The 25,604-nt window shown below is 69.8% G+C and carries 19 protein-coding genes, 1 tRNA gene and 1 riboswitch; of the genes, 3 read left to right on the top strand and 17 right to left on the bottom strand.

Going from position 1 to position 25,604, the window contains the following annotated elements; genetic code table 11:
• Positions 1 to 14: 14 nt before the first annotated feature.
• Genes JOF29_RS41435 through JOF29_RS41415 form a run of 5 tightly spaced genes read right to left on the bottom strand, consistent with a single transcriptional unit; the run spans position 15 to position 5,603 of the window.
• Positions 15 to 1,700, bottom strand: coding sequence for an ABC transporter substrate-binding protein (locus JOF29_RS41435; protein ID WP_209699749.1), 1,686 nt, complete (start codon positions 1,698 to 1,700; stop codon positions 15 to 17).
• Positions 1,697 to 2,683, bottom strand: coding sequence for an ABC transporter ATP-binding protein (locus JOF29_RS41430; protein WP_209699748.1), 987 nt, complete (start codon positions 2,681 to 2,683; stop codon positions 1,697 to 1,699). The genes JOF29_RS41435 and JOF29_RS41430 overlap by 4 nt, the downstream gene beginning before the upstream one ends.
• A complete protein-coding gene (locus JOF29_RS41425) occupies positions 2,676 to 3,683 on the bottom strand; it encodes an ABC transporter ATP-binding protein (RefSeq protein WP_209699747.1) in 1,008 nt (335 codons plus the stop codon). The genes JOF29_RS41430 and JOF29_RS41425 overlap by 8 nt, the downstream gene beginning before the upstream one ends.
• Entirely contained in the window at positions 3,676 to 4,674 is a 999-nt protein-coding gene (locus JOF29_RS41420) for an ABC transporter permease (RefSeq protein ID WP_209699746.1), read from the bottom strand. The genes JOF29_RS41425 and JOF29_RS41420 overlap by 8 nt, the downstream gene beginning before the upstream one ends.
• On the bottom strand, positions 4,674 to 5,603 hold the full coding sequence (locus JOF29_RS41415; RefSeq protein WP_209699745.1) for an ABC transporter permease: 930 nt from the start codon (positions 5,601 to 5,603) through the stop codon (positions 4,674 to 4,676). Before JOF29_RS41415 ends, JOF29_RS41420 begins: the two co-directional genes overlap by 1 nt.
• Before the next feature lie 157 nt (positions 5,604 to 5,760).
• Between JOF29_RS41415 and JOF29_RS41410 the strand changes: the two genes are divergently transcribed.
• The 3 genes from JOF29_RS41410 to JOF29_RS41400 all read left to right on the top strand — a co-directional run bounded on the left by JOF29_RS41410 (position 5,761) and on the right by JOF29_RS41400 (position 9,762).
• Positions 5,761 to 6,612, top strand: coding sequence for an alpha/beta fold hydrolase (locus JOF29_RS41410; RefSeq protein WP_209699744.1), 852 nt, complete (start codon positions 5,761 to 5,763; stop codon positions 6,610 to 6,612).
• A gap of 241 nt (positions 6,613 to 6,853) precedes the next feature.
• Complete coding sequence (locus JOF29_RS41405) at positions 6,854 to 8,365, top strand: TldD/PmbA family protein (RefSeq protein ID WP_209699743.1); 1,512 nt, start codon at positions 6,854 to 6,856, stop codon at positions 8,363 to 8,365.
• Positions 8,362 to 9,762 (top strand): metallopeptidase TldD-related protein, encoded by a 1,401-nt coding sequence (locus JOF29_RS41400; RefSeq protein WP_209699742.1) that lies wholly within the window; start codon positions 8,362 to 8,364, stop codon positions 9,760 to 9,762. The genes JOF29_RS41405 and JOF29_RS41400 overlap by 4 nt, the downstream gene beginning before the upstream one ends.
• 88 nt (positions 9,763 to 9,850) lie before the next feature.
• Here the strand turns inward: JOF29_RS41400 and JOF29_RS41395 are convergent, their stop codons facing one another.
• The 12 genes from JOF29_RS41395 to JOF29_RS41340 form a co-directional block, all read right to left on the bottom strand.
• Positions 9,851 to 10,273 carry a DUF805 domain-containing protein gene (locus JOF29_RS41395; protein ID WP_209699741.1) on the bottom strand — a complete coding sequence of 141 codons (423 nt, stop codon included), beginning with the start codon at positions 10,271 to 10,273 and terminating at the stop codon, positions 9,851 to 9,853.
• 119 nt (positions 10,274 to 10,392) lie between these two features.
• Positions 10,393 to 11,079 (bottom strand): class I SAM-dependent methyltransferase, encoded by a 687-nt coding sequence (locus JOF29_RS41390; RefSeq protein WP_209699740.1) that lies wholly within the window; start codon positions 11,077 to 11,079, stop codon positions 10,393 to 10,395.
• Between the two features lie 73 nt (positions 11,080 to 11,152).
• Positions 11,153 to 12,862 (bottom strand): IucA/IucC family protein, encoded by a 1,710-nt coding sequence (locus JOF29_RS41385; protein ID WP_209699739.1) that lies wholly within the window; start codon positions 12,860 to 12,862, stop codon positions 11,153 to 11,155.
• Positions 12,859 to 14,106 (bottom strand): lysine N(6)-hydroxylase/L-ornithine N(5)-oxygenase family protein, encoded by a 1,248-nt coding sequence (locus tag JOF29_RS41380; protein WP_209699738.1) that lies wholly within the window; start codon positions 14,104 to 14,106, stop codon positions 12,859 to 12,861. The genes JOF29_RS41385 and JOF29_RS41380 overlap by 4 nt, the downstream gene beginning before the upstream one ends.
• A gap of 1 nt (position 14,107) precedes the next feature.
• The gene (locus tag JOF29_RS41375) at positions 14,108 to 14,623 is read right to left on the bottom strand and encodes a GNAT family N-acetyltransferase (protein ID WP_209699737.1); all 516 of its coding nucleotides are present in this window, start codon (positions 14,621 to 14,623) and stop codon (positions 14,108 to 14,110) included.
• The gene (locus tag JOF29_RS41370) at positions 14,620 to 16,236 is read right to left on the bottom strand and encodes an IucA/IucC family protein (protein ID WP_209699736.1); all 1,617 of its coding nucleotides are present in this window, start codon (positions 16,234 to 16,236) and stop codon (positions 14,620 to 14,622) included. The genes JOF29_RS41375 and JOF29_RS41370 overlap by 4 nt, the downstream gene beginning before the upstream one ends.
• Positions 16,233 to 17,726 carry a pyridoxal phosphate-dependent decarboxylase family protein gene (locus tag JOF29_RS41365; protein ID WP_209699735.1) on the bottom strand — a complete coding sequence of 498 codons (1,494 nt, stop codon included), beginning with the start codon at positions 17,724 to 17,726 and terminating at the stop codon, positions 16,233 to 16,235. Before JOF29_RS41365 ends, JOF29_RS41370 begins: the two co-directional genes overlap by 4 nt.
• A gap of 83 nt (positions 17,727 to 17,809) precedes the next feature.
• Positions 17,810 to 19,789, bottom strand: coding sequence for a hypothetical protein (locus JOF29_RS41360; RefSeq protein WP_209699734.1), 1,980 nt, complete (start codon positions 19,787 to 19,789; stop codon positions 17,810 to 17,812).
• Positions 19,790 to 19,820: 31 nt separating this feature from the next.
• Positions 19,821 to 19,892: transfer RNA gene (locus tag JOF29_RS41355), tRNA-OTHER, on the bottom strand.
• A 14-nt stretch (positions 19,893 to 19,906) separates the two neighbouring features.
• On the bottom strand, positions 19,907 to 21,208 hold the full coding sequence (locus JOF29_RS41350; protein WP_209699733.1) for a serine hydrolase domain-containing protein: 1,302 nt from the start codon (positions 21,206 to 21,208) through the stop codon (positions 19,907 to 19,909).
• Positions 21,209 to 21,624: 416 nt separating this feature from the next.
• Entirely contained in the window at positions 21,625 to 24,465 is a 2,841-nt protein-coding gene (gcvP, locus tag JOF29_RS41345; protein WP_209699732.1) for an aminomethyl-transferring glycine dehydrogenase, read from the bottom strand.
• A gap of 86 nt (positions 24,466 to 24,551) precedes the next feature.
• A riboswitch (glycine riboswitch) is annotated at positions 24,552 to 24,641 on the bottom strand.
• A gap of 37 nt (positions 24,642 to 24,678) precedes the next feature.
• Positions 24,679 to 25,557 carry a dihydrodipicolinate synthase family protein gene (locus JOF29_RS41340; protein ID WP_307863970.1) on the bottom strand — a complete coding sequence of 293 codons (879 nt, stop codon included), beginning with the start codon at positions 25,555 to 25,557 and terminating at the stop codon, positions 24,679 to 24,681.
• Between the last annotated feature and the right edge of the window lie 47 nt (positions 25,558 to 25,604).

The raw sequence follows: 25,604 nt of genomic DNA, 5'->3' as shown, positions 1-25,604 counted from the left end.
CTGCTTGCCCTGGACTACTTGCTGAGCCCGACGATCAGCACGTTCGGGTACGGCGGGTACGGCGGCAGGTAGAAGTTCTGCACCTTCGAGCCGTGCAGGAACGCGTTCCGGGCGTAGATCAGCGGGACGATCGGCGCGTCCTGCATGACCTGCTTGTCGATGGCGCCCCACAACCCGGCCGCCTTGGTGCGGTCGGACTCGGCGGTGGCGGCGGCGATCGCCGAATCCACCGCCGGGTTCGAGTAGCGGGAGATGTTGTACCCGCCGTTGCCGATCTCCGAGGACGCGAACAGCGGCTGGATGTTGCCGATCGCGCTCGGGAAGTCCGGCAGCCAGCTGGACACCGTCAGGTCGAAGTCGGCCTTGTTCCCGGTGATCAGGTCGGTCAGCGGGGTGTTGTCCATCGGCTTGATCGTGACGTTGATCCCGGCCCGCTTGAGGCCCTGCTGGATCGCCTGCGCGACGGCCACGCCGGCGGCGCCGCTCGACGTGTTGTCGGCGACCAGTACGAGGTTCAGGTTGCTGACACCGGCCGCCTGCAGCAGCTGCTTCGCCTTCTCGGGGTCACCGGCCGGCGGCGCCTGGTACAGGTCGTACTTGTTGTACCCGTCCATGCCCGGCGTGATCAGCGTCGACGCGATCTCCCCGCCGAACTCCGGGCCGCCCTGCGCGACCTGGACCGCCTGCTTGTCGACGGCGTACTCGATCGCCTTGCGGACCGCGGGATTCGACAGCGCGGGCCGCTTCGTGTTCATCGCCAGGTACGCCAGCGCACCGGACGGCGACGTGGCGACGCGGGACTTGACGGCCGGGTTGCCGGTGATCGTCGGGATCAGCGCGGCCGGTACCGAAACCCCGGTCGCGGCGGCGTTCTTGTCATCGCCGGAGTCCGCGATCAGCCGCTGGTTGACCACGTCCGGCTGCAGGCCCATGTCCGTGACGATCGAGTCCGGCAGACCGGTGCGCGCCTGGTCGGTCGACTTGTCCCAGTTCGGGTTCCGGGTCAGCACCAGCTTGGAGCCGGGCGTGTAGGTCTGCACCTGGTACGGCCCGCTGGCCACCGGCTTCTCGCCGTAGTGCGCCGGGTCGGTGTCGGCCTTCTTCGGTACCGGCGAGAACGCCGGCATGCTGACGATCCACGGCCAGTCGCCGTACGGCTTGTTCAGCTTGAAGACGATCGTGGTGTCGTCCGGGGTCTCGATCGACGCCAGCTCGCCGCCCTTGTACGGACCCGTGTACTTGTCGCCGCCGACCAGGAGCGACTTGTGGTACCCGAGGCCGCCGGACAGCTCCGGCGCGAACGAGCGCTCCACGCCGTACTTGATGTCGGCGGCAACGATCGGCGTACCGTCGGCGTACTTCAGGCCGGACTTCAGCTTGTAGGTCCAGGTCTTGCCGCCGTCGCTGACCTGCCCGGTGCCGGTGGCCAGGTCCGGGACCAGCTCGGCCGCCTTGTCCGGCGACGTCTTCCAGGACGTCAGGCCGCGCAGCACGAGGTGGATCGTGCTGGTGCCGAGGTTCTGGCTCTTGGCCGGGTCGAGGCTGATCTCCTTGGCCGTGCTGAGCACGTGGAAGGTCCCGCCCTGCTCCGCCGCCGCCGTACTGCCACCACTGCTGGTGGACTTGTTGTTGGCGTTGCAGGCAGTCGCCGCGAGCGCCAGAACGGCTGCAACCGCAACCGCTCTCGATAGGTGTTTCATTCGGTCCTCTCAAGGGATGGGGGCTCAGGGAAGTAGCAGGCGGCCCGGTGCCCGGCTTGCCCGTCAACGGGTTCGAGCACTGGTCGTTCCGTCGCGCAGACGTCCTCGGCCTTGTAACAACGGGTCCGGAACGGGCATCCGGACGGCGGGTCGATGGGGGTCGGTACGTCGCCGGTCAGCACGATCCGCTCCCGGACCACGCCCGGCTCCGGCACCGGCACGGCGGACAGCAACGCCTTCGTGTACGGATGCGCCGGCGACTGGTACACCTGCGCCGCGGGGCCTTCCTCGACGATCGTGCCGAGGTACATGACGGCGATCCGGTCGGCCACCTGCCGTACGACGGCCAGGTCGTGGGCGACCAGCACGTACGACAGGCCGAGCTCGTCGCGCAGGTCGGCCAGCAGGTTCAGCACCTGCGCCTGGACCGACACGTCGAGCGCGGACACCGGCTCGTCGCAGACCAGCAGCTCCGGCTTCACCGACAGCGCCCGGGCGATCCCGATCCGCTGCCGCTGCCCGCCGGAGAACTCGTGCGGGTACCGCTCCAGGTGCTGCCCGGACAGCCCGACCTGCTCCAGGAGTTCGACGAGCTGGGTCCGCGACGGGCGGATCCCCTGCGCGCGGAACGGCGTACTGAGGATCGTGCCCACCGACTGCCGCGGGTTCAGCGACGCCTGCGGGTCCTGGAACACCATCTGGACCTGCCGGCGGATCGGGCGCAGCCGGCGGCCCTTGATCCGGGTGACGTCCTTGCCGCCGATCTCCACCCGGCCCGCGGTCGGGTCGAGCAGCCGGGTCGCGACCCGGGCGAGGGTCGACTTGCCCGAGCCGGATTCGCCGACCAGACCGAGGGTTTCGCCCTTGCGGACGACGAGGTTCACGCCGTCGACCGCGCGGACCGCCTGCGCCTTCCGCCACGGGACGCCGCGCAGGCCGAAGTACTTCCGGACGTCCTTGAGGTTCAGCAGTTCGTCAGACATCCGCCGGCCTCCGGCCCAGATGGCAGGCCGCCTCGTGATCGCCCTCGCCGGGACGGGGCGTGAGCTCGGGGCGCTCGGTGATGCACCGCTCCCCCACCAGCTCCGTGTACGCGCACCGCGGCTGGAACGGGCACCCGGTGGTGATCGACCCGGGTGTCGGCGGGCTGCCCGGAATCGTGGTCAGCCGCGGCTTCGGCGGTACGTCGACCCGCGGCATCGCGCCGAGGAGACCGATGGTGTACGGGTGGGCGGCCCGGAAGAAGATGTCCCGGACGGTACCGCGCTCGGCCGCTCGGCCGGCGTACATCACCAAGACGTCGTCCGCGACCTCCGCGACGACGCCCAGGTCGTGGGAGATCAGCACCAGCGCCGTACCGAACTCCTCCTGCACGTCGTCGAGCAGCTGCATGATCTGTGCCTGCACGGTGACGTCGAGTGCAGTCGTCGGCTCGTCCGCGATCAGCACTCTCGGGTCGTTCACCAGAGCCATAGCAATCACGACCCGCTGCCGCATTCCCCCGGAGAACTCGTGCGGGTAACTCTCCGCGCGCCGCGCCGCGTCCGGGATGCCGACCTTGTCGAGCATCTCGACGGCCCGCTGGTGCGCGTTCTTCTTGGAGACGTCGTGGTGCAGCCGATACGCCTCGGCGACCTGCCAGCCGACGGTGTAGTACGGGTTCAGCGCGGACAGCGCGTCCTGGAACACCATCGCGATGTCGTTGCCGCGGATCTTGCGCAGGTCGTCGTTCGGCAGGCCGGTCAGCTCGCGGCCGTCGAGCAGGACCTCGCCGGTGACGTCGGCGTTCGACGGCAGCAGGCCCATCACGGCGGCGGAGCTGACACTCTTCCCGGACCCGGACTCGCCGACGATCGCGAGCGTCTCCCCCGGCGCGACGGCGAAGTCGATGCCGTCGACGGCCGGCACCGGCCCGTTCTCGGTCGCGAACGTGACACGCAGGTCGTGTACTTCGAGCACCGGCCCATTCAGCTGCTCAGCCATGGCTCACCCTCGGGTCGAGCACACCGTGCACTATGTCCACCACCAGGTTCGCGAGGATGATCAGGAACGCCGAGAACAACGTCACGCCGACGACCACGGCCACGTCCAGCTGGCCGACGGCGCTGATCAGCAGGTCGCCGAGACCCTGCATGCTGAAGACCTTCTCGGTCAGGATCGCACCACCGAGCAGGCTGCCCAGGTCGAGGCCGAACAGCGTGATCACCGGCACCAGGACGCCGCGCAGACCGTGGGTGATCACCACGCGGGCCTCGCCGGCGCCCTTCGCGCGGGCCGTGGTGATGTAGTCGAGGTTCAGCTCCTCGAGCATCTGCGAGCGGGTCAGCCGGATGTACGACGCCGCGTTCAGGATCGCGAGCACGATCCACGGCGTGACCAGGTGCCAGGCCCAGCCGACCGGGCTCTCGGTGAGCGGGACGTACCCGCTGACCGGGACCATGTTCAGCCAGAACCCGAACACCAGGATCGCCAGCAGGCCGAGCAGGAACGACGGCGTCGAGACCCCGAGCAGCGCGACACCGACCGACAGCCGGTCCAGGATCCGGCCCCGGTTCAGCGCGGCGACCACGCCGAGCGAGACGCCGAGCAGCAGCCACAGTACGGCGGCGCCGATCGCGATCGAGGCGGTGATCGGGAGCCGGTCCATGATCAGCGTGGTCACCGGACGGCCGAGCGGGAACGAGTACCCGAAGCACGGGGCGTCGCAGTGCACGGCGGCCGCGCCGTCGCCGAACGTACGGCCGGCGAAGATGCCCTTCAGGAAGTTCAGGTACTGCTGCAGGGTGCTCTGGTCGAACTGCATGAAGTGCCGCGCCTGCGCCAGCCGGTCCGGCGTACAGGGCTTGCCGCAGGCCAGATGCGCCGGGTCGGCCGGGATCGCGTAGAAGACCAGGTAGACGGCCAGGCTGAGCGCGAGCATCACCAGCAGGGCGGCGAACAGCCGGCGGACGACGAACCACAGGAGATCGGGCATCAGCTCGTCCTCCGCAGCCGCACGTCGAACGCGTCCCGGACGCCGTCACCGAGCAACGTGAAGCCGAGCACCGCGAGGAACAGCATCGCGCCCGGGAACAGCAGGAACCACGGATCCGCGCCGGTGTACACCCAGGCGATCGAGTCCGAGATCGAGCGGCCGAGACTCGGTGTCGGCGGTGGTACGCCGACGCCCAGGAACGACAGCGCCGCCTCGGCACCGACGTACCCCGGAATCGCCAGCGTCGCGATCACCAGCACCGGGCCGAGCAGGTTCGGCAGCAGTTCGCGGGTGATCACCATCCAGCCGGTCGAGCCGACACTGCGGGCCGCCTCGACGAACTCGCGGGTGACCAGCGAACGGGCCTGGTTGCGGATCAGCCGCGCCAGGCCGGCCCAGCCGAAGACGCTCAGCACGCCGATCAGCAGCAGCGAGCGGGACACCTTCGCCGGGACGATGATGCCGAGGGCAATCATGAAGACGAGCTGCGGGAACCCGAACAGGAAGTCCAGCAGCCGGGACACGATCGCGTCGAACCAGCCGCCGAAGTACGCCGCGCTGATCCCGAGCAGGGTGCCGATCACGGTGGTGATCAGCGTGACAGTGATCGCGATCACCAGCGACGTCCGGAGGCCGAGCACCACGATCGAGAACATGTCCCGGCCGGTCAGCGGCTCGACCCCGAACCAGTGCGTGCCGCTGATCCCGCCGGCCGCACCCCGCGGCGCGTTGCCGCGGGCCGGATCCAGCAGGTCGATGTGGTACGTCGTCGCGTCCTGACCGGCCAGCCGGACCAGCAGCGGCGCGGCGGCGGCGATCAGGATCAGCAACAGCACCAGGGCGAACCCGACCCGCGCGCTGCGGTCGCGCCGCGCCCGGCGCATCGCTTGCCGGGTGGGCGATACGGTCCCGGCGACCGAGGTACTCACAAGGGCTCCCGACGGGTCAGATTGTTTGGTGATTCACACAGCCGACAAAACCTAGGCCGCATCCTTCCACCACACCGACCGCATCTCGAATCCCGAGAATCTCGGGTTGATAACTCCACATTCGGTTAGCTCTAGCCAGGCGGTTACGCTCCGCTGCATGGAAGGCTTCGTGCGGGTGGGCGACCGGATCGTTCTGTACAACATGTACGGCACCGAGGGCGGCCTGCCCGCGATCTCGTTCGGCGGTTCGCCGAGTACGCGGTGGAAGCGGCCCGATGCGGTCGGGTCCATCGCCGGGTCGGGCGTGTGGCTGGCGCAAGCGGACCGGCCTGGCTACGGCGGGTCGACGCGGCAGCCCGGGCGGACGGTCGCGTCCGTCGTACCGGATGTGGTGGCGCTGGCGGACGAGCTCGGGTGGGAACGGTTCGCGGTCACCGGCGGCTCCGGCGGCGGACCGCACGCGCTGGCGTGCGCTGCCCTGCTGCCGGACCGGGTCACGCGCTGTGCGGTGACCGGGAGCATCTCGCCGCCGATCGTCGACGGTCCCGAGCCGACCGCGGAGGAGGAAGCGGCGGACCCGCGCCGCAACCGGACCTCCTGGAAGGCACTCCACGGCGACCTGCGACCCGAGCTCGAGGAAACCGCCCGCTCGATCATGACCGCGGTCGAGGCCGGTGGCCCGGAGATCCCCCCGGACCCCGGCGCCGCCCCCGGCCCACCCGCCCGCGAGGACCCTGCCGCGATGGCCCGGCTCACTGCCACGTTCGTGACCGGCCACGACGGCTGGGAGGACGACCTCGTCGCGTTCGCCAAGCCCTGGGGCTTCGACCTCGGCGACATCCACGTCCCGGTCACTCTCTGGCACGGCTCGACCGACGACCGCGCCGGCAAGTACGCCGACCACCTGGCCGCCGCCATCCCCGCCGCCGAACGCCGCTTCTACATCGGCGGCCACATCCCGCCGGCAAATGCATACCGCGAAGTCCTCAGGTGGCTGACACTGTCCTGATCGACCTTGCGCGTGAACTTCGGTGCAGCAGCGTGGGTGCGGCGGGTGGAGGCGCGATCGCGCCGGGATCGCGGATTGGACCCGGCAGCGGGGAAAGAAACCGTTGCTATTTGCAAATTTGTTACCCCGCCGGTCCGTAGACGCCACGCCCCCACACGGCAACAGCCGGGCGGCCCGGCTCGGTTTCAGTCCTGTGCATGCACCCCCGGAGATTGTGGGGGCCGCGTATAGGGTCGGGTTCGTGCCTGATATCGACGCAGCGTTCCTCGCTCTCCCCCGGCAGGAGCTGGCCGCGGCCGCCCTGCACCGTGCCCGCGACCTCGGCGCCACGTTCGCCGAGTTCCGGCTGGAGCGGATCCGGTCGGAGTCCATCTCGTTGCGCGACAGTGTGCTGGAGAGCGCGAAGGACGACGAGGACCTCGGCCTCGCCGTGCGCGTCATCCACGACGGCACGTGGGGGTTCGCGGCCGGTGTCGCGCTGACCGTCGACGAGGCGGTGGTGCTCGCCGAGCAAGCCGTCAACATGGCGCAGGTGTCGCGGCCGATCAACGCGGAAACGATCGAGCTCGCCGACGAGCCGGTGTACGACGACGTCACCTGGATCTCGTCGTACGAGATCGACCCGTTCAGCGTCCCGCGCGCCGAGAAGGTCGCCCTGCTCACCGACTACAGTGACCGCGTTCTGAAGGCCGACGGGGTCGCCCACGTCAGCGTGCACGTCGCCACGATCCACGAGTGCAAGTACTACGCGAACTCCGCCGGCACGTCGTACACCCAGCAACGCGTCCGGATCGGCCCGACCATCACCGCGCACGGCGTCGCGGAGGACCGCTTCGACTCGATGTCGTCCACGGCTCCGCCGGCCGGCCGCGGCTGGGAGTACATGACCGGCACCGGGTGGAACTGGGACGACGAGCTCGCCCAGATCCCCGGCTGGCTGGCCGAGAAACTGGCCGCGCCGAGCGTCGAGGCCGGCACGTACGACGTGGTCGTCGACCCGTCCAACCTGTGGCTGACCATCCACGAGTCGATCGGCCACGCCACCGAGCTCGACCGCGCGCTCGGCTACGAGGCGAACTACGCGGGCACCAGCTTCGCCACCCTCGACCAGCTCGGCACGCTGAAGTACGGCTCGCCGGTCATGCACGTCACCGGCGACCGCACCGCGGAGAACGGCCTGTCCACCGTCGGGTTCGACGACGAGGGCGTCGCCGGCCAGCAGTGGGACCTGGTCAAGGACGGCATCCTGGTCGGGTACCAGGTGGACCGCCGGATGGCGAAGAAGAACGAGGACGTCCTCGGTACGCCGCGCTCCAACGGCTGCGCGTACGCCGACTCCTCCGGCCACATCCCGATCCAGCGAATGGCGAACGTCTCGCTCCAGCCCGCCGCGGACGGCCCCTCCACCGAGGAGCTGATCAGCCGGGTGCGGAACGGGATCTACATCGTCGGCGACAAGTCCTGGTCGATCGACATGCAGCGGTACAACTTCCAGTTCACCGGTCAGCGGTTCTACAAGATCACCGACGGCAAGCTCGACGGCCAGCTCCGTGACGTCGCGTACCAGGCGACCACGACGGACTTCTGGGGCTCGATGGAGGCAGTCGGCGGCCCACAGACCTACGTCCTCGGCGGCGCGCTGAACTGCGGCAAGGCCGAGCCCTCGCAGTCCGGCGCGGTCAGCCACGGTTGCCCGTCCGCGCTGTTCCGCGGAGTACGCATTCTCAACACCACCCAGGAGGCCGGCCGGTGACCGCCGTACAGCTCACCCCGCAGGACACCGTCGAGCGGGGCCTGGCCCTGGCGGCGGCCGAAGGCGCCGACGACTGCGTCGTACTCGTCGCCGAGACCTCCAGCACCAACCTGCGCTGGGCGAACAACACCCTGACCACGAACGGCGCGATGCGCGGATCCAGCGTGACCGTGATCGCCACGGTCGGCTCCGGCGAGGGTACGGCGGCCGGCGTGATCGGCCGCTCGTCCGTCACCGAGGACACGCTCCGCGAGATCGTCTCCGCCGCGATCGCCACCGCCCGCGCCGCGGGTCCCGCCGAGGACGCGCGGCCGCTCGTCGACGGTACGGCGTCGGCGGACTGGGCGCTCGAGCCGGAGGAGACCACGGTCGGTGTGTACGAGAAGTTCGCGCCGTCGCTCGGGGAGTCGCTGAAGCGGGCCGCCGCCGAGAAGCGCCGGCTGTACGGGTTCGCGAACCACGAGGTCGTCACGCTGTACGTCGGATCCTCGACGGGGCTGCGGTTGCGCCAGGCCCTCCCCCGTGGGTACGTGTCCTCGACCGGGAAGAACGACGCCCATTCGGCGTGGGTCGGTACGGCGACCCGCGACTTCACCGACGTCGACGCCCTCTCGTTGGACACCGAGCTGACCCGCCGCCTCGGCTGGGCTGGGCGCACCGTGTCGGTCGACGCGGGCCGGCACCCGACGATCCTGCCGCCGGCCGCGGTCGCGGACCTGATGACGTACCTGTACTGGCAGCTCGACGGCCGGGACGCTTTCGAGGGCCAGACCGTGTTCTCGAAGTCCGGCGGCGGGACACGGATCGGCGACACGCTGTCGTCGCAGCCCGTGAACCTGCACTCGGACCCGGCGCTCGCGGGGCTCGAGGCGTTCGCGTTCGCGGTGGCCCGTTCGTCGGGCGGCTCGTCGAGCGTGTTCGACAACGGCCTCACGCTGACCGCCACCGACTGGATCCGCGGCGGCAAGCTCGAGCACCTGATGACCAGCCGCTACACCGCGGACCTGATCGACGTACCGACGGCCACGCCCGGCATCGAGAACTACGTTCTCTCGGTGGACGGCGCGACCGGTACAACCGACGACCTGGTGGCGGGCCTCGACAACGGCCTGCTGCTGACCTGCCTGTGGTACATCCGGGTCGTCGAGCCGCAGACGCTGCTGCTGACCGGGCTGACCCGCGACGGCGTCTACCTGGTCGAGAACGGTGAGGTCACCGGCGCGGTCAACAACTTCCGCTTCAACGAGAGCCCGGTCGACCTGCTGGCCCGCTTCACCGCGGCCGGCGCGACCGTGCCGTCGTTCTCCCGCGAATGGGGCGACTACTTCTCCCGCACCGCGACCCCACCGCTGCTGATCCCGGACTACAACATGTCCAGCGTGAGCCAGGCCAGCTAGAACGACGAACGCCCCGCCGACCGGCGGGGCGTTCGTTCGTACTGCGCCAGTACTGCGTCAGTACTGCGCCAGTACTGCGCCAGTACGGTCAGACCGTCGGGTAGCCCGGCTCGGCCGGACCCGCCTGGCCCGGGCCGCCGAACCGCTCGGCCGCCTTCGGGTCCGGTCCGTACTCGTTCTGACCCGCGGTGCCTTCCTGAGCAGCCAGCACGATGAACCAGATCCACCCGATACACGGAATGAGGTTGATCAGGATCCACCAGCCGGAACGCTTGGTGTCGTGCATCCGCCGGATCGCCACGCCGATCGTCGGCAGCAGCACCGCCAGGCTGTAGATGGTCTGCAGGACGCCGCTGGTGCCGTTGTTGTAGGTCGTCCCGAGGATCCGGTCGATGAGCGACAGGATGATCGAAGCGACGACGCTGAAGAGCACGAACATCCAGTACTCTTTGCGCCGCGCCCGCCCGTCGAACACGGCGTACTTCTTGAGGACGTCGATGTACCACTGCATTGCTATCTCCGATGGTCGAAGGTGACACGCGGTTCAGAAGCCTGTCGGAACCTGCGGGGAACGTCAATCCGGCTCTTCGCTTTGGTGATCACACTGCAATCTGACACCTAGAGCCAGCTTTAGCTTTCGGGTGCCGCTTTCGTCATCGTCACGCGCAGCATCAGGCGCTGCTCCTCCTGGTACGGCGTGACCTCGTCGAGACTCCAGTCCTCGCCGAGCGCACCGACCAGCTCCTTGTCGAAGAAGCGCCCGACGAACCCGTCGTGCCCCGCGAGCCCGTCCTCCAACTGCTGCCAGTGCTCCGCCTGCGGGTCGTCCGCGGACCAGACGGCGTACACGAAAACCCCGCCCGGGCAGAGCACCCGGTGGATCTCGGCGACCAGCGACCGCAGCTCGGACGGCGAGAACGCCATGTTCAGCAGCAGATTCGCGAAGACCGCGTTCACCGTCGCGTCGGCCGGCGGCAGCGGATCCCGTACGTCGTGCAACGCCGCCGTCACCCGGTCGTCGAGCCCCTCCCGCTGCGCCGCGTGCCGCAACTGGTCGAGCGCCGTCTCGCTGAAGTCGGTCGCATGCACGCTGAACCCGTGCCTGGCCAGAAAAAGCGCGTCCCGCCCGTGCCCCGCCCCCAGCTCCAGCACGTCGACGATCCCCGCCGCCCCGAACAACTCCACCGCCCGCCGCACCGCAGCCGACGGCTCCACCCCGTGCAACTCGGGCCGCCGCGCGTACGCCGAGTCCCAACGCTCCTGCTGAGCCCTCGCAAGCTCGACATTCCCAGAATTCCCAGTGTGCCCAGTATGCATTGTGGTGCTCCCCGTGGTCGTCACACCGATCTGGACGATCGACAGACCGCGCCAGCCTACGTCACAACCCGCCTCAGTGGGGCCTGGGTGCGGTGTGCAGCGGGTTCGGCACAGTGCCCGTGGTGGGGATCGGCGGACGGGTGTCCAGGTCGGCGTACCCGAGCGTCAGCCGGTAGCCGTTGAGGGGATAGCGGAGGAAGGACGGTCCGGTGAGGGCAGTGGCGTTCAGCCGGTCGGCGTGCTGTGGGTTCGTTCGGCTGTAGAGGTCCACTTCCGCCCGGACCATTCCCCAGAAGGTCTTGTCGGGGATCGGGGATTGGGCGGTGAGGGGGTTGAGGACCCCGAGGAGGAGGGCGTCGACGATGTACTGACGGAGGATCGGCCAGGGTTTTCTGGGGAGGACCCGGGTATGGGAGTCGGGTTCGGGGCCGCGGGCAACGATGGGGGTGGTGGAGAGGTTGATGTCGTCGACCAGGTCCTTGATGACCAGGCGGGTGGGGAGGCCTTCAGGGGTGCAGATGACGGCGAGGTTCTCGCCGTGGGGGTTGACGGTGATGCCGTAGTGGTGGAGGAGGTGGAGCAGGGGGCGGAGGAGGGTGGCGACCAGGTGGGCGAGCCACGTTTGCGGGTCGGCACCGGAGCGGGCGACCGCGGCTTCGGTGAAGCCCGGGTGCAGTACGGCGGCCAGGGGCCAGACGGTCTCGCCGTCGCGGAGGCGGGGGTCGACGGGGTCGCGCCAGATGCAGCCGAGGGTTTCGGTCCACTGGTACGGGATGCCGGGGTGGGTGGACAGTTGCGGGTGCGGGACGGTGACGGAGGCGACCTCGCCGAGGAGTTCGGTGCCGAGGGTGCGGAACACGTCGTCGCGGGACCAGAGGCCGCGGAGCCACTGGGTGATCATCGGGGCGGCGAGTGTGCAGTGCTCCGGGGTGCCGCGGTAGACGGCGGTGTTGAGGATCTTCAGCGGCAGCTTGACCTGGTACCGGTCCGGCCGGCTGAGGTTGACCACGGTGCGGATCGACTGGGTGGGCAGGTACTCGTCCGGGCTCTCTCCCAGTACGACGATCTCGCCCGTCGCCAGCTCCCGCGCCCACTGCGTCCGTACGACGTGGTCCAGCTGCCACGGGTGGCACGGTAGCCAGACGTACGCGTCCGGGTCGTCCAGCCGCGTCCGGAACGCCGACACGGTGGCCCGGTCGAGCTCCCGAGCGATAACGGAGTGCTCGGAGAGGTCCGGCGTACCGCGGAACTCGGCGAGACCACGGCGTACGGCGAGCCACACCAGGTGCAGCGGCGTACGGGCCTCTGGGGCGTACTGCGCGCTGTCGGCGGCGGAAAAGCCCAGGCGACCCTTGTTGGCGACCAGGAGCGGGTGGCCGGTCAAGTGCCCTTCCAGGCGGCTGTGGTGCAGCTCCAGCAGGTCAGCAGCAGGTACTGCGGTCTCGGCCATCCGTACGTCGGCAGCGAGCGTGCTGGTGAGCTCAGCGACGTATCCGGCGACAGTGGACCCGTCGACTCCCAGTACGTCGGCGGCGTCGACGAAGAACTGGATCGGGTCGGTAGCAGGCTCGCTCTCGTCGTTGCCGAGGATGCCGGCCGTGGTACGTCGGATGGACGCCGGATCGACCCGCCAGCTTCCGAACCCGCCACGGGTCGCCTCGAACAGGTAGGACACCGCACCGAACTCCAGGCGATTCTCGACCGGTTCCAGCAACCCCTCCGTGCAGAACTGGGAGATGAGCTTCGCCAGCAGCTCCGACGAGCAACGCGTCCAGGCGTTCATCCCGGGATCGCAAACGTCGTGTAGGCAGTGGACTTCGGCAGCCGGAACACCTCACGTCCGGCCACACTGTTCAGGATGCCTGCGTTACGGACAGCACCGATGCCGAGGTCCGGTGCGGCAACGCCGTGGCTGTGCAGGTCTGCGTTGGCCAAGAAGACGCGCCCCTCCAACGCACCACGCACACTGTGGTCGCGGTTGATGACCCAGCGGCCGGCAGCGTCGTGTTCGAGCTTGTCCTGCAAAGAATCCATGAACGGCAGCGGACGGTTCCGGTAGCCCGTCGCTGCCACAACAGCATCCGTGGTGTGCTGGAACGTCTTCCCGCTGTCCGCGTGCAGCATCGTCAGCTCCAGCCCGTCAGCACGCGCCACCGCCGACACGACGGCCACGCCACACAGGAGCTCCGCCGCCAGATCCCTTGTGTACAAGACGTCGTGGATGTCGTCCAGGGTCTCCGACGAGATGCCCTTGTAGTGCCGCCACTGCTCCTTCACCAGCCGGTCCCGTACCGGTTCGTCCAGCGCATGGAAGTAGTCGACGTACGACGGTGTCGTCATCTCCAGCACCAGCTTGGAGTAGTCCAGCGGCGCGAACGACGGCGTACGAGTCAGCCACGACACGGCAGGACCGTCAGCGCGCAGCAGGTCCAGCGCGCACTCGGCACCCGACTGACCGGAGCCGACGACCGTTACGCGCCCTGCACGCAGCAGGTCGTCCCGGCGGAACAGGTAGTCCGCCGAGTGCGAGAACCGCTCAGCAGGCAGCCCTGCCAGCGCCGCAGGCACGAAGGGCTCGGTGCCGACACCGACCACCAGGTGTCGCGCCTCGAAGTGCTCGACGGCGTCCCCGCGCTCCACGGTCAGGTCGAACGCCGACCCGTTCCACTCGGCCGACCGTACGTGGTGCCCGAAGTGCAGCGAGTCCAACTGCGCGGCACACCACCGCAGGTACGCCTCGTACTCCCGTCGCGTCGGGTGGAACTTCTCCCGCACGTAGAACTGATACAGCCGGTCGTTGTCCTTCAAGAAGGACAGGAACGACAGGTGGTGCGCAGGCTCCACCAGGCTGACCAGATCCGCCAGGAACGATACCTGCAGCATCGCGTCCTCGAACATCAGCCCGCGGTGCCAGGTGAACTCCGGCCGACTGTCGAGGACGGCCAGCCGTACGTCGTCCACGCCGTCCGCCAGCGCTGCGAGCCCGAGGTTGAACGGCCCGCAGCCGATCGCGATCACGTCGTACATCTCATGCCTCCTGCACGGCCCGGGTACGGACCATCAGTACTGCTGTCTTCTCGGGCAGCCGTAGCTGTCCGTACTGGACGAACCCCGCCGCCGCGAACGCGCGGACGGAGGGCGTGTTCTCGATGTCCGGCTCCGCCACGACCCGGGTGCAGTCCGGCTCTGACCGCAGCACCGTGTCCGCGACCTCCCGGAGCAATTGGCGCCCCAGCCCGCGGCCGACCCGGGTGCCGTCGCCGATCGCGAGGTGAACGCCCCAGTCCTCCTCGTCGTACGGGTAGTACTCAGCCAGCCGGTCGTGCCGGACGCGGTACAGCTCGACGTACGCGAACTCCTCCGCGTCCAGCGTCACCACACACGGCCGGGAGTGCTCCCCCGCCGCCTGCAGCTCGATCTCCTGGGCCCAGCGCTCCACGGACCAGCCCTGGTGCCACCAGCGCCGTACGTGCGGCTGCGCCATCCACAGCGCGATCCGCGGGGCGTCGGACGGGTCGGCCGGGCGCAGTACAAACGACGTCACCGCAGCGGGTTCGGGATGTCGAGGTACACCGACTGCGCGTCCAGCGGGGCGACTACCTCGTCGATACCGCGCAGCCGGGTCAGCATGTTCGCCTTGCACGGCAGGGTTTCCGCTTCGAGCCACCGACGCGCGAGCCGGTCGCCGTCCGGTCCAGCGGCCTTCAGCAGCGGCAGCGCGTACGTCAGCCGGTCGCGTACGACAGCGAGCAGCTCCGCCTCGTCGGCGATCCCGTCCGCGGCCAGGCACCCGACGACGGCGAGCGCCTGGTTGTGCAGCAGGTAGTACGTCAGTCGATCGTCGACAATCCGATCGTCCACAACCGCCAGCGTCGAGTCACGCAGCCCGGTGACGGCGAGCAGACCACGCAGGTACGACGAGGCGAGGTAGTACCCCTGGTTGTCGCGATACGCGCCGCCCTTGATCCGCCCAGCGCCGTCCAGCCGCACCAGTGTGTTCTGCTGATGCGCCTCCAGCCCGATGCCCGTCTCGGCGTACAGGTGCAGCATCGGCACCAGAACGTTGTCGATGTACGACGAGGTCCAGCCCGCCGGATCCTCGGCGGCGAAGGCGCTCAGCCGGCTGACACTGCCCGGACGCGGCGCGACCAGGCCCGCCAGACAGGCGTAGCTGTTGACGTCCGCCGGCACCTCTCGGACCGCGACGTCGAGACCGGTCAGCGTCGGCCCGCCTTCGTCGAGCGCGACCCACGCCGGGTCGCGGACGATGCCGAACCGCGGATGCGCGGTCGCCGTGCCCGCGTTGTACGCCGCGTCCAGCAGCCGGTTGATCTCCAGGCCCCGGCGCAGCTCGGTCGGCGTCGACTCGCGCCGCGAGTTCGTGATCCGCAGGCCGAGCGAGAGCTTCAGCATCACCGGCAGATCCGGGTGGAACACGGTCCGCAGACTCGACGTCGGGTACCACTGCGCGCCGTGCGGGCCGAGCGCCTGCACCCGGCCGGCCGCGATCAGGTCCGCGACCCTGGGCCGCTGCAGCACCGCCGCGGCTTGCCACGGGTGGGCCGGGATCAGCACCCGGCCCGGCGACGGGGTGATACCGGCCAGCGCGCCCATCAGCTGCAAAGCGTCCAGTCCCTGCAGCGAGGGCGCGCCGGCCACCTGGTCCGACGACACCAGCTCGGCGTCGGCCTCGAACCAGTGCACTGCGAATCGGCCGCCGAGCTCCGGCGAGTACGCCGCCAGCTCGGCGCCGCTCAGGCCGTCCCGGCTCTTCGGCGCCGGGTGGTTCAGGTGACCGAACAGCAACGCCTGCTCGGTCTCGAGGAAGCGCCCCGGTCCGCGTTCACCGTCGGCCTGGTCCACGAACAGCTCGACGTTCCGCACCGACTCCGCCGTCCGCGCCGCCAGATCGTCGACCTCCGCCGGATCGGCGTCCGCCGACAGCACCCGCACGAGTTCCGCGGGCGCGGGCGGTACGCCGTCCAGCAGTACGTCGGTGAACTGGTGCAGCCCGGTCCGCGAGGCGTGCTCGACGCGCGCCGTCACGGTCGACTGTCCAATGTCGAATGTCAACAATCCGACGGCGACCGGTACGGACGACTCCCGCGTGTAGCACCGCAGGATCGCGTTCAGATGTGCGGCGACTGCAGTACTCACGCGGCTCCTTCGCCGGTCAGGACGTCGAGGCCGGTGGCCACGACCTGATCGAGCAGGTCCTCGATGTCCGTCACGGTCGCGTTCGGGTTCAGCAACGTCAGCTTCAACGCGACCACGGCCGGACGACCGTCGCGAGCCGGCAACTTGGTCCGGCCGATCAGCACTCGCCCGGAGGTCAGCAGCCGGCGGCGCACCTCGCCCTGAAGCTCGTCCGACGTACCCTGCCCGGCGACGCGGAACACCACCGTCGTCAAGGTCACCGGCGCCAGCAGCTCAAGGTTGCTGTCAGCAACAACCCGGGCCGCGGCCGCGTGCGCCAGCTCGTGGCAGACGTCCAGCATCGCTCCCAGCCCGGCCCGCCCGTACGCCGTCAGCGTGGTCGCGACCTTCACCGCGTCCGGCCGGCGCGTGGTCTGCAGGCTTCGACCGAGCAGCCCGTCCAGCCCGGAGTCGATGTCGTCCGCCGGGTTCAGGTAGTCCACCGAACGGTCGAACGCCGCGAACCGGTTCCGGTCCGCGACCAGCAGCACGCTGGTCGCAGCCGGCTGCCAGCCGATCTTGTGCAGGTCCAGCGTCACCGAGTCCGCCAGCGCCACGTCCGCGAGCAGCGGCGCCAGCCGGTCGGAAAACAGCGCCCCGAACCCGTACGCCGCATCCACATGCAGCCAGGCGCCGTACTCCCGGGCCAGTTCGGCGATCGGCGCGATCGGGTCGACCGATCCGAAGTCCGTCGTACCGGCGGTCGCGATCACCGCCACCGGCGTACGGCCGGGCTTGGCCAGCTCGGCGGTGAGGACGTCGGTGCGCATCCGGAAGTTCTCGTCGGCGGCGATCGTGATCGCGGCCTCCTCACCGAGCCCGAGGGCGGCACAGGCTCGCTGAACGGAGAAGTGGGCGAGTTCGGAGCAGAACACGACCGGGCGGTCGAAACCCTGCAGACCGTTCCGCCGTACGTCGACACCGGCCGCGGCGGCGGCGCTGTCGCGGGCGATCAGCACCGCGAGCAGATTCGAGATCGACCCGCCGGGCGTCAGCACACCGTCAGCCTGCGCGCCGAAGCCGGCCAGCGTGGCCAGTGCCCGAACCACCCACTGCTCGATCGCGAGCGTCGCAGGACCGGAATCGTACGTGTCCAGCGACGCGTTGCTCGCGGACGCCAGCGCGTCGGCGTCGACCGCGACCTGCAGTACCGGCGGTTGCAGGTGCGCTGCCGCGTGCGGGTGGCTCAGGTCGATCCCGTGCTCGTCGAGCAGTCCCGCGATCAGGTCGAGCGCGGCCGACTCCCCTACGCCGGTCGACGGCACCCGCGGCTCACCGAGCACCTCGGCGGCACGCCGCAGTACCGTTCCCGGCGAACCGTGCGGCAACGGTCCCCGCTCACGATCCGCTACCGTCGAGGCCAGCGGCCAGCGGGCGGCGAACGGATCGCGGACGGGTGCGGGCGGTACATGCGTAGCTGTCACGGCGGTGAGCCGCGCGGGCTGCGACATCCAGTTCTCCCGGGAAGTTGTCGAGTAAGGCAACCCTTACTAAGGCAGCCCTAACTTTCGCCGGGAGCACACACCGTGTCAACTCACGCACCCGCGGGAGTGGCGATCCTCACGCTGCCCAGCAGCCTGCGACCGCCGTTGGAGGTGCGGCCGGCGGCGTCGAAGCGCTTCCCGGACGCCACCTCGAGCAGACCGGTCACGGCCGCTTCGAGGTGCGCGGGCCGGCGCAGTCCGCCCAGCGTCCGGCCGGGATCGCAGTAACTGAGGTAGAAGATTCCTTGGCGCCACGCGGACGCCGCGCCCTTCAGCCCCTTGGACGAGGCCGGTTGCCGGAGCGCCCACGCGAACGCTCGATCCGCCAGCTCCGGCGCGGCCTCCCGGAGCCAGTCGGTCAGGTCGAGTGCGTCGACCAGGACGGCGAGGTTGCGCGTGGTGAGGATGTGGCTCTGCTCCAGCATGGCCCCGTTCGCTCCAGCGGCCCGGCGGTTGCAGGCCTCCACGAAGTCGTCGGCCCGGCGCCAACGGATCCGCGTCGTCGGCCAGTCGGCCGGGAGGTCGTAGTACCGGGCGTACAACGACCCGGCCAGCACCCGGCTCGTGACGACTGCCGCCGCACGCCACGTCCCGGTGAACCCGGCAACGTCCTCCACCAACGGCAACTGGAGTCCCGCCGTCGCCGCCAGCTCGCCGAACTCCCGGACCAGCTGATTCGGCAGGACCCGCTCCGGGAACGCCCCGAGCGCCACGGTCGTTGTCTCGCGCAACGTCTGCACGGCGGCCCGCGTCGCGTGCGGGCTGTGATCGCGGTACGGCACGATCGCATCGACCCACGGCAGCTCCCCGAACTGCGGCCCCGCATACCCCAGGTCGAGCCGCCGCCGGAACGCCGCGCAGGTCTGTGCGTACACCAAGGCCAGCGCCGGATCCCCGATGTTTGCCGCCAGCAACTGTGCCGTGACCTGCGGGATCACCTCGGCGAGCACCTCGCCGGAGCCGATGACGCCGCGCTCGACCAGCTCACCGATCGGCGCCTCGAGTGCCCGCGCCGCCTTTGCCAGCAGGTGTGCCGGGATCGCCGCACCGGCCGCCGCCGGCGCCTCCGTGCAGTCGACGGGACCCGCGATCGGCGCGAGCTCCGGCAGCCCGCCCGCACGCGGAAACGCGTCGAGCCGCGCGCTCAGGACGTGCGCCAAGGTCGCGTACGCCGGTTGCGCCGCCGCCTCACGCTGACTCCTGCGTAAGGCCTCGCGGTCGGCGGATCCCGGCGTACCGCGGGCGCTGATCGTGTTCGCCAGGGCGCGGCGGATCCAGCCGACCGCTCGCCCGTCGAGCGCCGAGCTGTCGTCGGGGCAGAGCTCCAGCGCCATTCGCAGCCGGGTGAAGTTGCTCCTCCAAGGCCGGGGCTGGTGCAGCTCGGCCGCGAGCTTGTAGTCCTCCAGCCACCGGCGCCGCCGTTCCACCCAGTCGTCCGGCCACACCCGGCACGGCCAGCCGCCCTCGACCGCGCCATCGGTCAGGTAGGGCAGATCCCCGTCGACCGTGTCGCACCAGAGCGCGACCAGCCGGTCGTACAGTGGGTTCCACACCTGGAGCGTCTCCCGCGTCGCGGCGATCTGCGGCCGTACCGTTGCCTGCCGCAACTGAGCGCGTACCTCGTCCACCGTGTTCCGCCGTACCACCGCCCCTGACGGCGTGGTGCTCCACGCGGGCGTGAACCGCAGCCGGTGCATCAGCGGACGGAGCTCCGCCACCAGGTCGAGGGCCGCGGCGTCGTGCCCGTGCTCGAGCAGCCAGGCGACCACGAGCAACGCCGAGTCCTCCGGTACGTCGACGCGGTAGCGACCGGTGCGCAAAGCCTGCCCGAGCTCCGCGAGCCCCTCGTCGCCGAGATACCGGAGGTTCAGCCGCTCGGTCTCCCCCGGCGCGGTCCGGCCGGAGGTCATCGCGTCGAGCGCCTCGCGCCACGCATCCACCCGCGCCGCCGCGCGCCGTCGTACCGCAGGGTCCTCGGCCACCAGCGCCCGCTCCAGCGCGCGCTGCAGCCGACCCGTCGCGTACCCCATCCCGAACCCCCGTCCGTCGGACAGCGCTCAGACATGGAGGCAGGATTCGAAACCTGCGCCCTCCCGGTAGTAGCCGGGCGATCTACCCCTGATCTACTCCATGCGGTCCGCTACAGACTACCGTCCGTAAGGCGTTCTGGTGAGGACGAACGTGGCGATGTTGAGGTGATCGATCCTGTCGCTGTCGCGGAGCACGTGCAGGGTCTCGCCGGCCAGGTAGCCGTCGCGGCCCTCGTAGCGGTCCGGGCCGAGCGGTGCGAGCCGGGTGGTGAGGCCGCCGGAGAGCTGCAGGATGCCGCCGCAGACCGTGATCGTGAGCGGCGTGTTGCCCCAGTACCAGTGGCCGAGCAGATCGGTGCCCTGGGCAAGCGGCGGCTCGGGCACCCACTCCTGCGTGACCGGCGGCTCGTACTTCGCCAGGATCCGGATCAGGTCCGGCGCCAGCGACGCCACCCGGCCGTACGTCGCGTTGCCGAGCGTGACCGCACCGATCCGGCGGACCCGGTCCACGAACAGCCCGGCGAGGAATCCCGGCATCGACCCGGTGTGCCCGATCAGCAGCCGCGGATCGTCCGCGATCAGCCGCAGCCCGAGGCCGTACGACGCGGTCAGCCCCTCGCGCGGATCGGCCGCGACCGGCGTCGCCATCTCCTCGACCGTGTCCCGGCTGAGGATCTCGTGCACCGGGTCGATCCAGAACGCCGCGTACCGGGCCAGGTCCTCGAGCGTGCTCCACAACTGCCCCGCCGGCGCCATCGCGCCCGAGTCGTACACCGGCTCCGGGTCCAGCTGCCCGCTGAACGGGTGCACCGAGAACCCCTGCGCCGCCGGCGCCTCCGGGAAGTACGTCGTACGCCGCATCTCCAACGGCCCGAGAATCCGCTCCTGGACCAGGTCCCGCCAGGCAGTACCGCGCAGCCGCGCGACGATCTCGCCGAGCAGCCCGTACCCGAGGTTCGAGTAGTGGTGCCGCCGATCCGCCGGCCCGACCGCCTGCGCGTCGTTCATCGCCGCGGTCAGCTCGTCGAACGACACCCCCGGATTCCGCTCCCACCAGGGCCCCTCGGGCTCCGCGTTCATCCCGCCGCTGTGCGCGAGCAGGTGCCGGATCGCCAGGTCCCCGAACGCGACGCCCGGCAGATGCTTGCCGACAGCATCGTTCAGCGACAGCAACCCGTCGTCCCGGCACTGCATCACCAGCACCGCCGTCAACGTCTTGGTGATCGACCCGATCCGGTACTGCACATCCGCCCCCGGCAACCCACCATCCACCGTGGCAAACAGCCCACGCGCCCCGGTCCACACCAGGTCGCCGCCCCGAACCACCCCGGCATTCACCGACGGCAACTTGCTGTCCCCCTGCGCCGCCGCGACCTCGGCGAACAGAGCAGCAGCAGTATCAGGACGTACGGAAGTCACTCGACGGCCTCCAGAGCAGCAGGTGGACAAGTTCCAGACATATTAGTGTCCTGCTTCCGAGGTCGGGCCATCAGTTCGCTGGAGGCGGTACCCCAGTGAGGCAATCGCGGTGGTCCGGGAGTGTTGTAGGCCTCCCCAACCCAGTTTGGGGAGCTTTACGCTTTGAGAACCCACCAGCCGTATCGCGTCGCGAAAAGCGGTTGGTGGGTTCTCAAAGATGCCCGGGGCGGCAGGAACGTGGACTGGTCCGGCCCCGACCAGCAGGCGGCCGCCGTCGCGCTGGACGTCCCCGTCGGCACGGTCAGGCCTCGCGATCGGCCTACCGGATCTGCGCGGCGAGACGGCTCAACCACAGGTGTCCGGACCGGCCGCGGGAGTCCGGCTGCCTTACTGGACAAACCACTTCCCGCTTGCCTTTACTCGAAGGCCTCCGGGGATGGGCAGGAGCAGATCAGGTTGCGGTCGCCGTAGGCGCCGTCGATGCGGCGGACCGGTGGCCAGTACTTCGAGGTGCGGTCCACCGAGCGCGGGAACGCGGCCTCCTCGCGCGTGTAGGCGTGGTCCCACTTGTCGTTGATCACCGACTCGGCGGTGTGCGGGGCGTTCACCAGCGGGTTGTCGGTCGCGGGCCACTCGCCGGCGACGACCCGGTCGATCTCGTGGCGGATCGCGATCATCGCGTCGCAGAAACGGTCGAGTTCCCCCAGATCTTCGGATTCCGTCGGCTCCACCATCAGCGTGCCGGCCACCGGGAACGACATCGTCGGTGCGTGGAAACCGTAGTCGATCAGCCGCTTCGCGACGTCGTCGACGGTGATGCCGGTCTCCTTGGTCATCGGGCGCAGGTCCAGGATGCACTCGTGCGCGACCAGGCCGTTCTCTCCGGTGTAGAGCACCGGGAACGCGCCCTCGAGCCGCTTGGCCACGTAGTTCGCGGTCAGTACGGCGGCCTTGGTCGCGTTGGTCAGACCGGAAGCGCCCATCATCCGGATGTACGCCCACGAGATCGCGAGCACGCCCGCGGAGCCGAACGGCGCCGCGCTGATCGGGCCGACGCCGGACTCCGGGCCGGCCTGGTCGAGCAGCGGGTGGTTCGGCAGGTACGGCGCCAGGTGCGCCGCGACCGCGACCGGGCCGACGCCCGGACCGCCGCCGCCGTGCGGGATGCAGAACGTCTTGTGCAGGTTCAGGTGGCTGACGTCGCCGCCGAACTCCCCCGGCTTCGCGAGCCCGAGCAGGGCGTTCAGGTTCGCGCCGTCGACGTACACCTGGCCGCCGTGGTCGTGGACGACCTGGCAGACCTCGCGCACGCTCTCCTCGTACACGCCGTGCGTCGACGGGTACGTGATCATGATCGCCGCAAGCCGCGAAGCGTGCTCGGCGGCCTTCGCGCGCAGGTCGTCGAGGTTGATCGTGCCGTCGTCGTTGCCCTTGACAACGACGACCTTCATCCCGGCCATCACCGCGGACGCGGCGTTGGTGCCGTGCGCCGACGCCGGGATCAGGCACACGTTGCGTTCCAGGTCGCCCTGAGCGCGGTGGTACCCGCGGATCGCGAGCAGACCGGCCAGCTCACCCTGCGAGCCCGCGTTCGGCTGGATCGAGACCTTCGCGTACCCGGTCACCTCGGCCAGCCAGCGCTCCAGCTGCCCGATCAGCGTCACGTACCCGGCCGCGTCCTCGACCGGCGCGAACGGGTGCAGGTCCGCGAACTCCGGCCAGGTGACCGGCTCCATCTCGGTGGTCGCGTTGAGCTTCATCGTGCAGGACCCGAGCGGGATCATCCCGCGGTCCAGCGCGTAGTCGTAGTCGGACAGCTTGCGCAGGTACCGCAGCATCGCCGTCTCGGACCGGTGCGTGTTGAAGACCGGATGCGTCAGGTACTCCGTCGTCCGCGGCACCGCGATCGCGGCCGCGCCGAGCGTGTCGTCGTACTGCACACCGAAGGACTGGCAGACCCGGGTGAGCGTGGCGACGTCGGTCTTCTCGTCGCAGGAGATGCCGACGTGGTCCGCGTCGACGAGCCGCAGCCAGATCCCGTTCTGCCGGGCGGCGTCCACCACATCGGCGGCCTGACCGGGCACGCGGGCGAGCACGGTGTCGAAGAACTCGTCGTGCACGACCTCGACCCCGGCGGTGCGCAGCGAGGCGGCGAGTTTGCCGGCGTAGTCGTGGACCCGCTCGGCGATCGCGCGCAGCCCCTCCGGCCCGTGGTAGACGGCGTACATCGACGCGACGACCGCGAGCAGGACCTGCGCGGTACAGATGTTCGACGTCGCCTTCTCGCGGCGGATGTGCTGCTCCCGCGTCTGCAGCGCCAGCCGGTACGCCGGGGAGCCGTCGGCATCGACGGACACGCCGACCAGGCGACCGGGCAGCGACCGCTCGAGACCGGACCGTACGGACATGAAGCCGGCGTGCGGGCCGCCGTAGAACAGCGGTACGCCGAAGCGCTGCGAGGAACCGATGACGATGTCGGCGCCGGCCTCACCCGGCGCCTCCAGCACCGTCAGCGCGAGCAGGTCGGAGGCGACGGCGACCAGGGTGCCGCGCTCGTGCGCGGACTCGACGAGCGGCTTCAGGTCGCGGACCAGACCGTTCGAGCCCGGATACTGCACCAGGAAGCCGAAGAAGTCGCCCTCGGGCAGGCCGTCGGTGGTGTCCGCGACGACGACCTCGATCCCGAGCGCCTCGGCCCGGGTCTTCACCACGGCGATCGTCTGGGCGAAGGTGTCGGCGTCTACCAGGAACCGGTCGGAGGCACTCTTCTTGTTGGAGCGGTGGGCGAGCGTCATCGCCTCGGCGGCCGCGGTGCCCTCGTCGAGCAGCGACGCGTTCGCGGTCGGCAGCCCGGTCAGGTCGGAGACCACGGTCTGGAAGTTCAGCAGGGCTTCGAGCCGGCCCTGGGAGATCTCCGGCTGGTACGGCGTGTAGGCGGTGTACCAGGCCGGGTTCTCGACCAGGCGGCGGACGATCACCGACGGCGTGAACGTGCCGTAGTACCCCTGGCCGATCATCGAGGTGGCGATCGTGTTCCGGCCGGCCAGCTGGCGGAGCTCGGTCAGCGCGTCCACCTCGGACGCGGGCTCCGGCAGCCGCATCGCCTCGGTCGAGCGGATCGACGCCGGGACGGCGGCGTCCACGAGCGCGTCGACGTCGTCGTACCCGAGGAGGTTGACCATCCGGGTGATCTCGTCCGGACGCGGACCGATGTGCCGGTCGGCGAACGTCGCCGAAAGTCGAGGGGTGTCGTTCACTAGAGGCTCCGATGCTGATGTCGCTGCCGGTGGCCTCCCCCTCTGTCACGCCGTGCCGATTTCAGCAACGTGCGCTTCAGAGTCGCCTGTGACACTCGGTCCGTGGGCCTGAGAGGTTCCGGGGAGGAATTGCCCCTTCGGCGCCCGCTGACGCGGGTCTCTCCCGAGTGCTGTGAACGGCTGAGTCGAGGCTACCAGGAATCCGGGAACAGTTCAGAACAGTTCGGGCAGCAGCCTCCGGGCGACCGGCCGCGCCGCCGCCACCTGCTCGTCGGTCGCCGCCTGCATCGGCCAGCGGACGCGCGTACCGGCGTCCGCCCAGCCACCGACCGCCCAGCCACCGACCGCCGAGCCGCCGACCGCGGCCAGGAACTTGTCCAGCGCCGGGTTCGACAGCCCGGCCTGCTGCAGCGGTACGACGTGGGCCGCGAAGAACTCGGCGATCCGCCGCTCGACGTCGAGATCCTGCGCGGTGGCGACCGCACCGTTCGGGGAGAGCGCTGCCACGTTCGAGTAGCTGCCGTGTGCGCCGAGTAACGACATACTCGCCAGGAAGTGCCCCGGCACGAAGATCGCCAGCCCCGACCGCGTCGCCTCGTCGAACCACGCCTTGTCACCACCGGCCGTCTTCAACCCGATGAGACTCGGCACAGCCTCGGCCAACTGGCACAGCTGCTGTGTCGTGACAGCCGTCTTCGCATGCGGCGGGTTGTACAACACGAGCGGCACGTCCCCCGCCGCCTCGGCGATACGCCGCAGGAAGTCCAGCAGCTCGGTGGGGTTCAGCGGCAACCAGTCCGGGGCTATCACCTGGATCGCTCCGGGCGCGAGTTCCGCGGCCCGCTCCACCCGCGACAGTTGGACCTGGGCCGACGGATGGCTCGCTCCGATCTGGAACGGTTTTCCGGCGGCGGCGAGGATGTGGTTGATCCGGTCGTACTCGCCCTCGGTCAGCGTCTGGAACTCCCCGGCCGTCCCATGGGCGTACAAGCCGGCGACGGAGGTCTCACCCAAAGCCTGAGCCTGAGACTCGAGGCGGTCGAACGAGATCGAGTCGTCGGCGTTCAGCGGTAACAACAAAGTCGCCCACACACCGCGGAGCGAATCAGCAGTGAGTGGGCGCACAGAGAAGAACTATG

It is taken from the genome of Kribbella aluminosa, assembly GCF_017876295.1.
Taxonomy (GTDB): domain Bacteria; phylum Actinomycetota; class Actinomycetes; order Propionibacteriales; family Kribbellaceae; genus Kribbella; species Kribbella aluminosa.
This window is presented reverse-complemented; position numbering and strand designations above follow the sequence as displayed.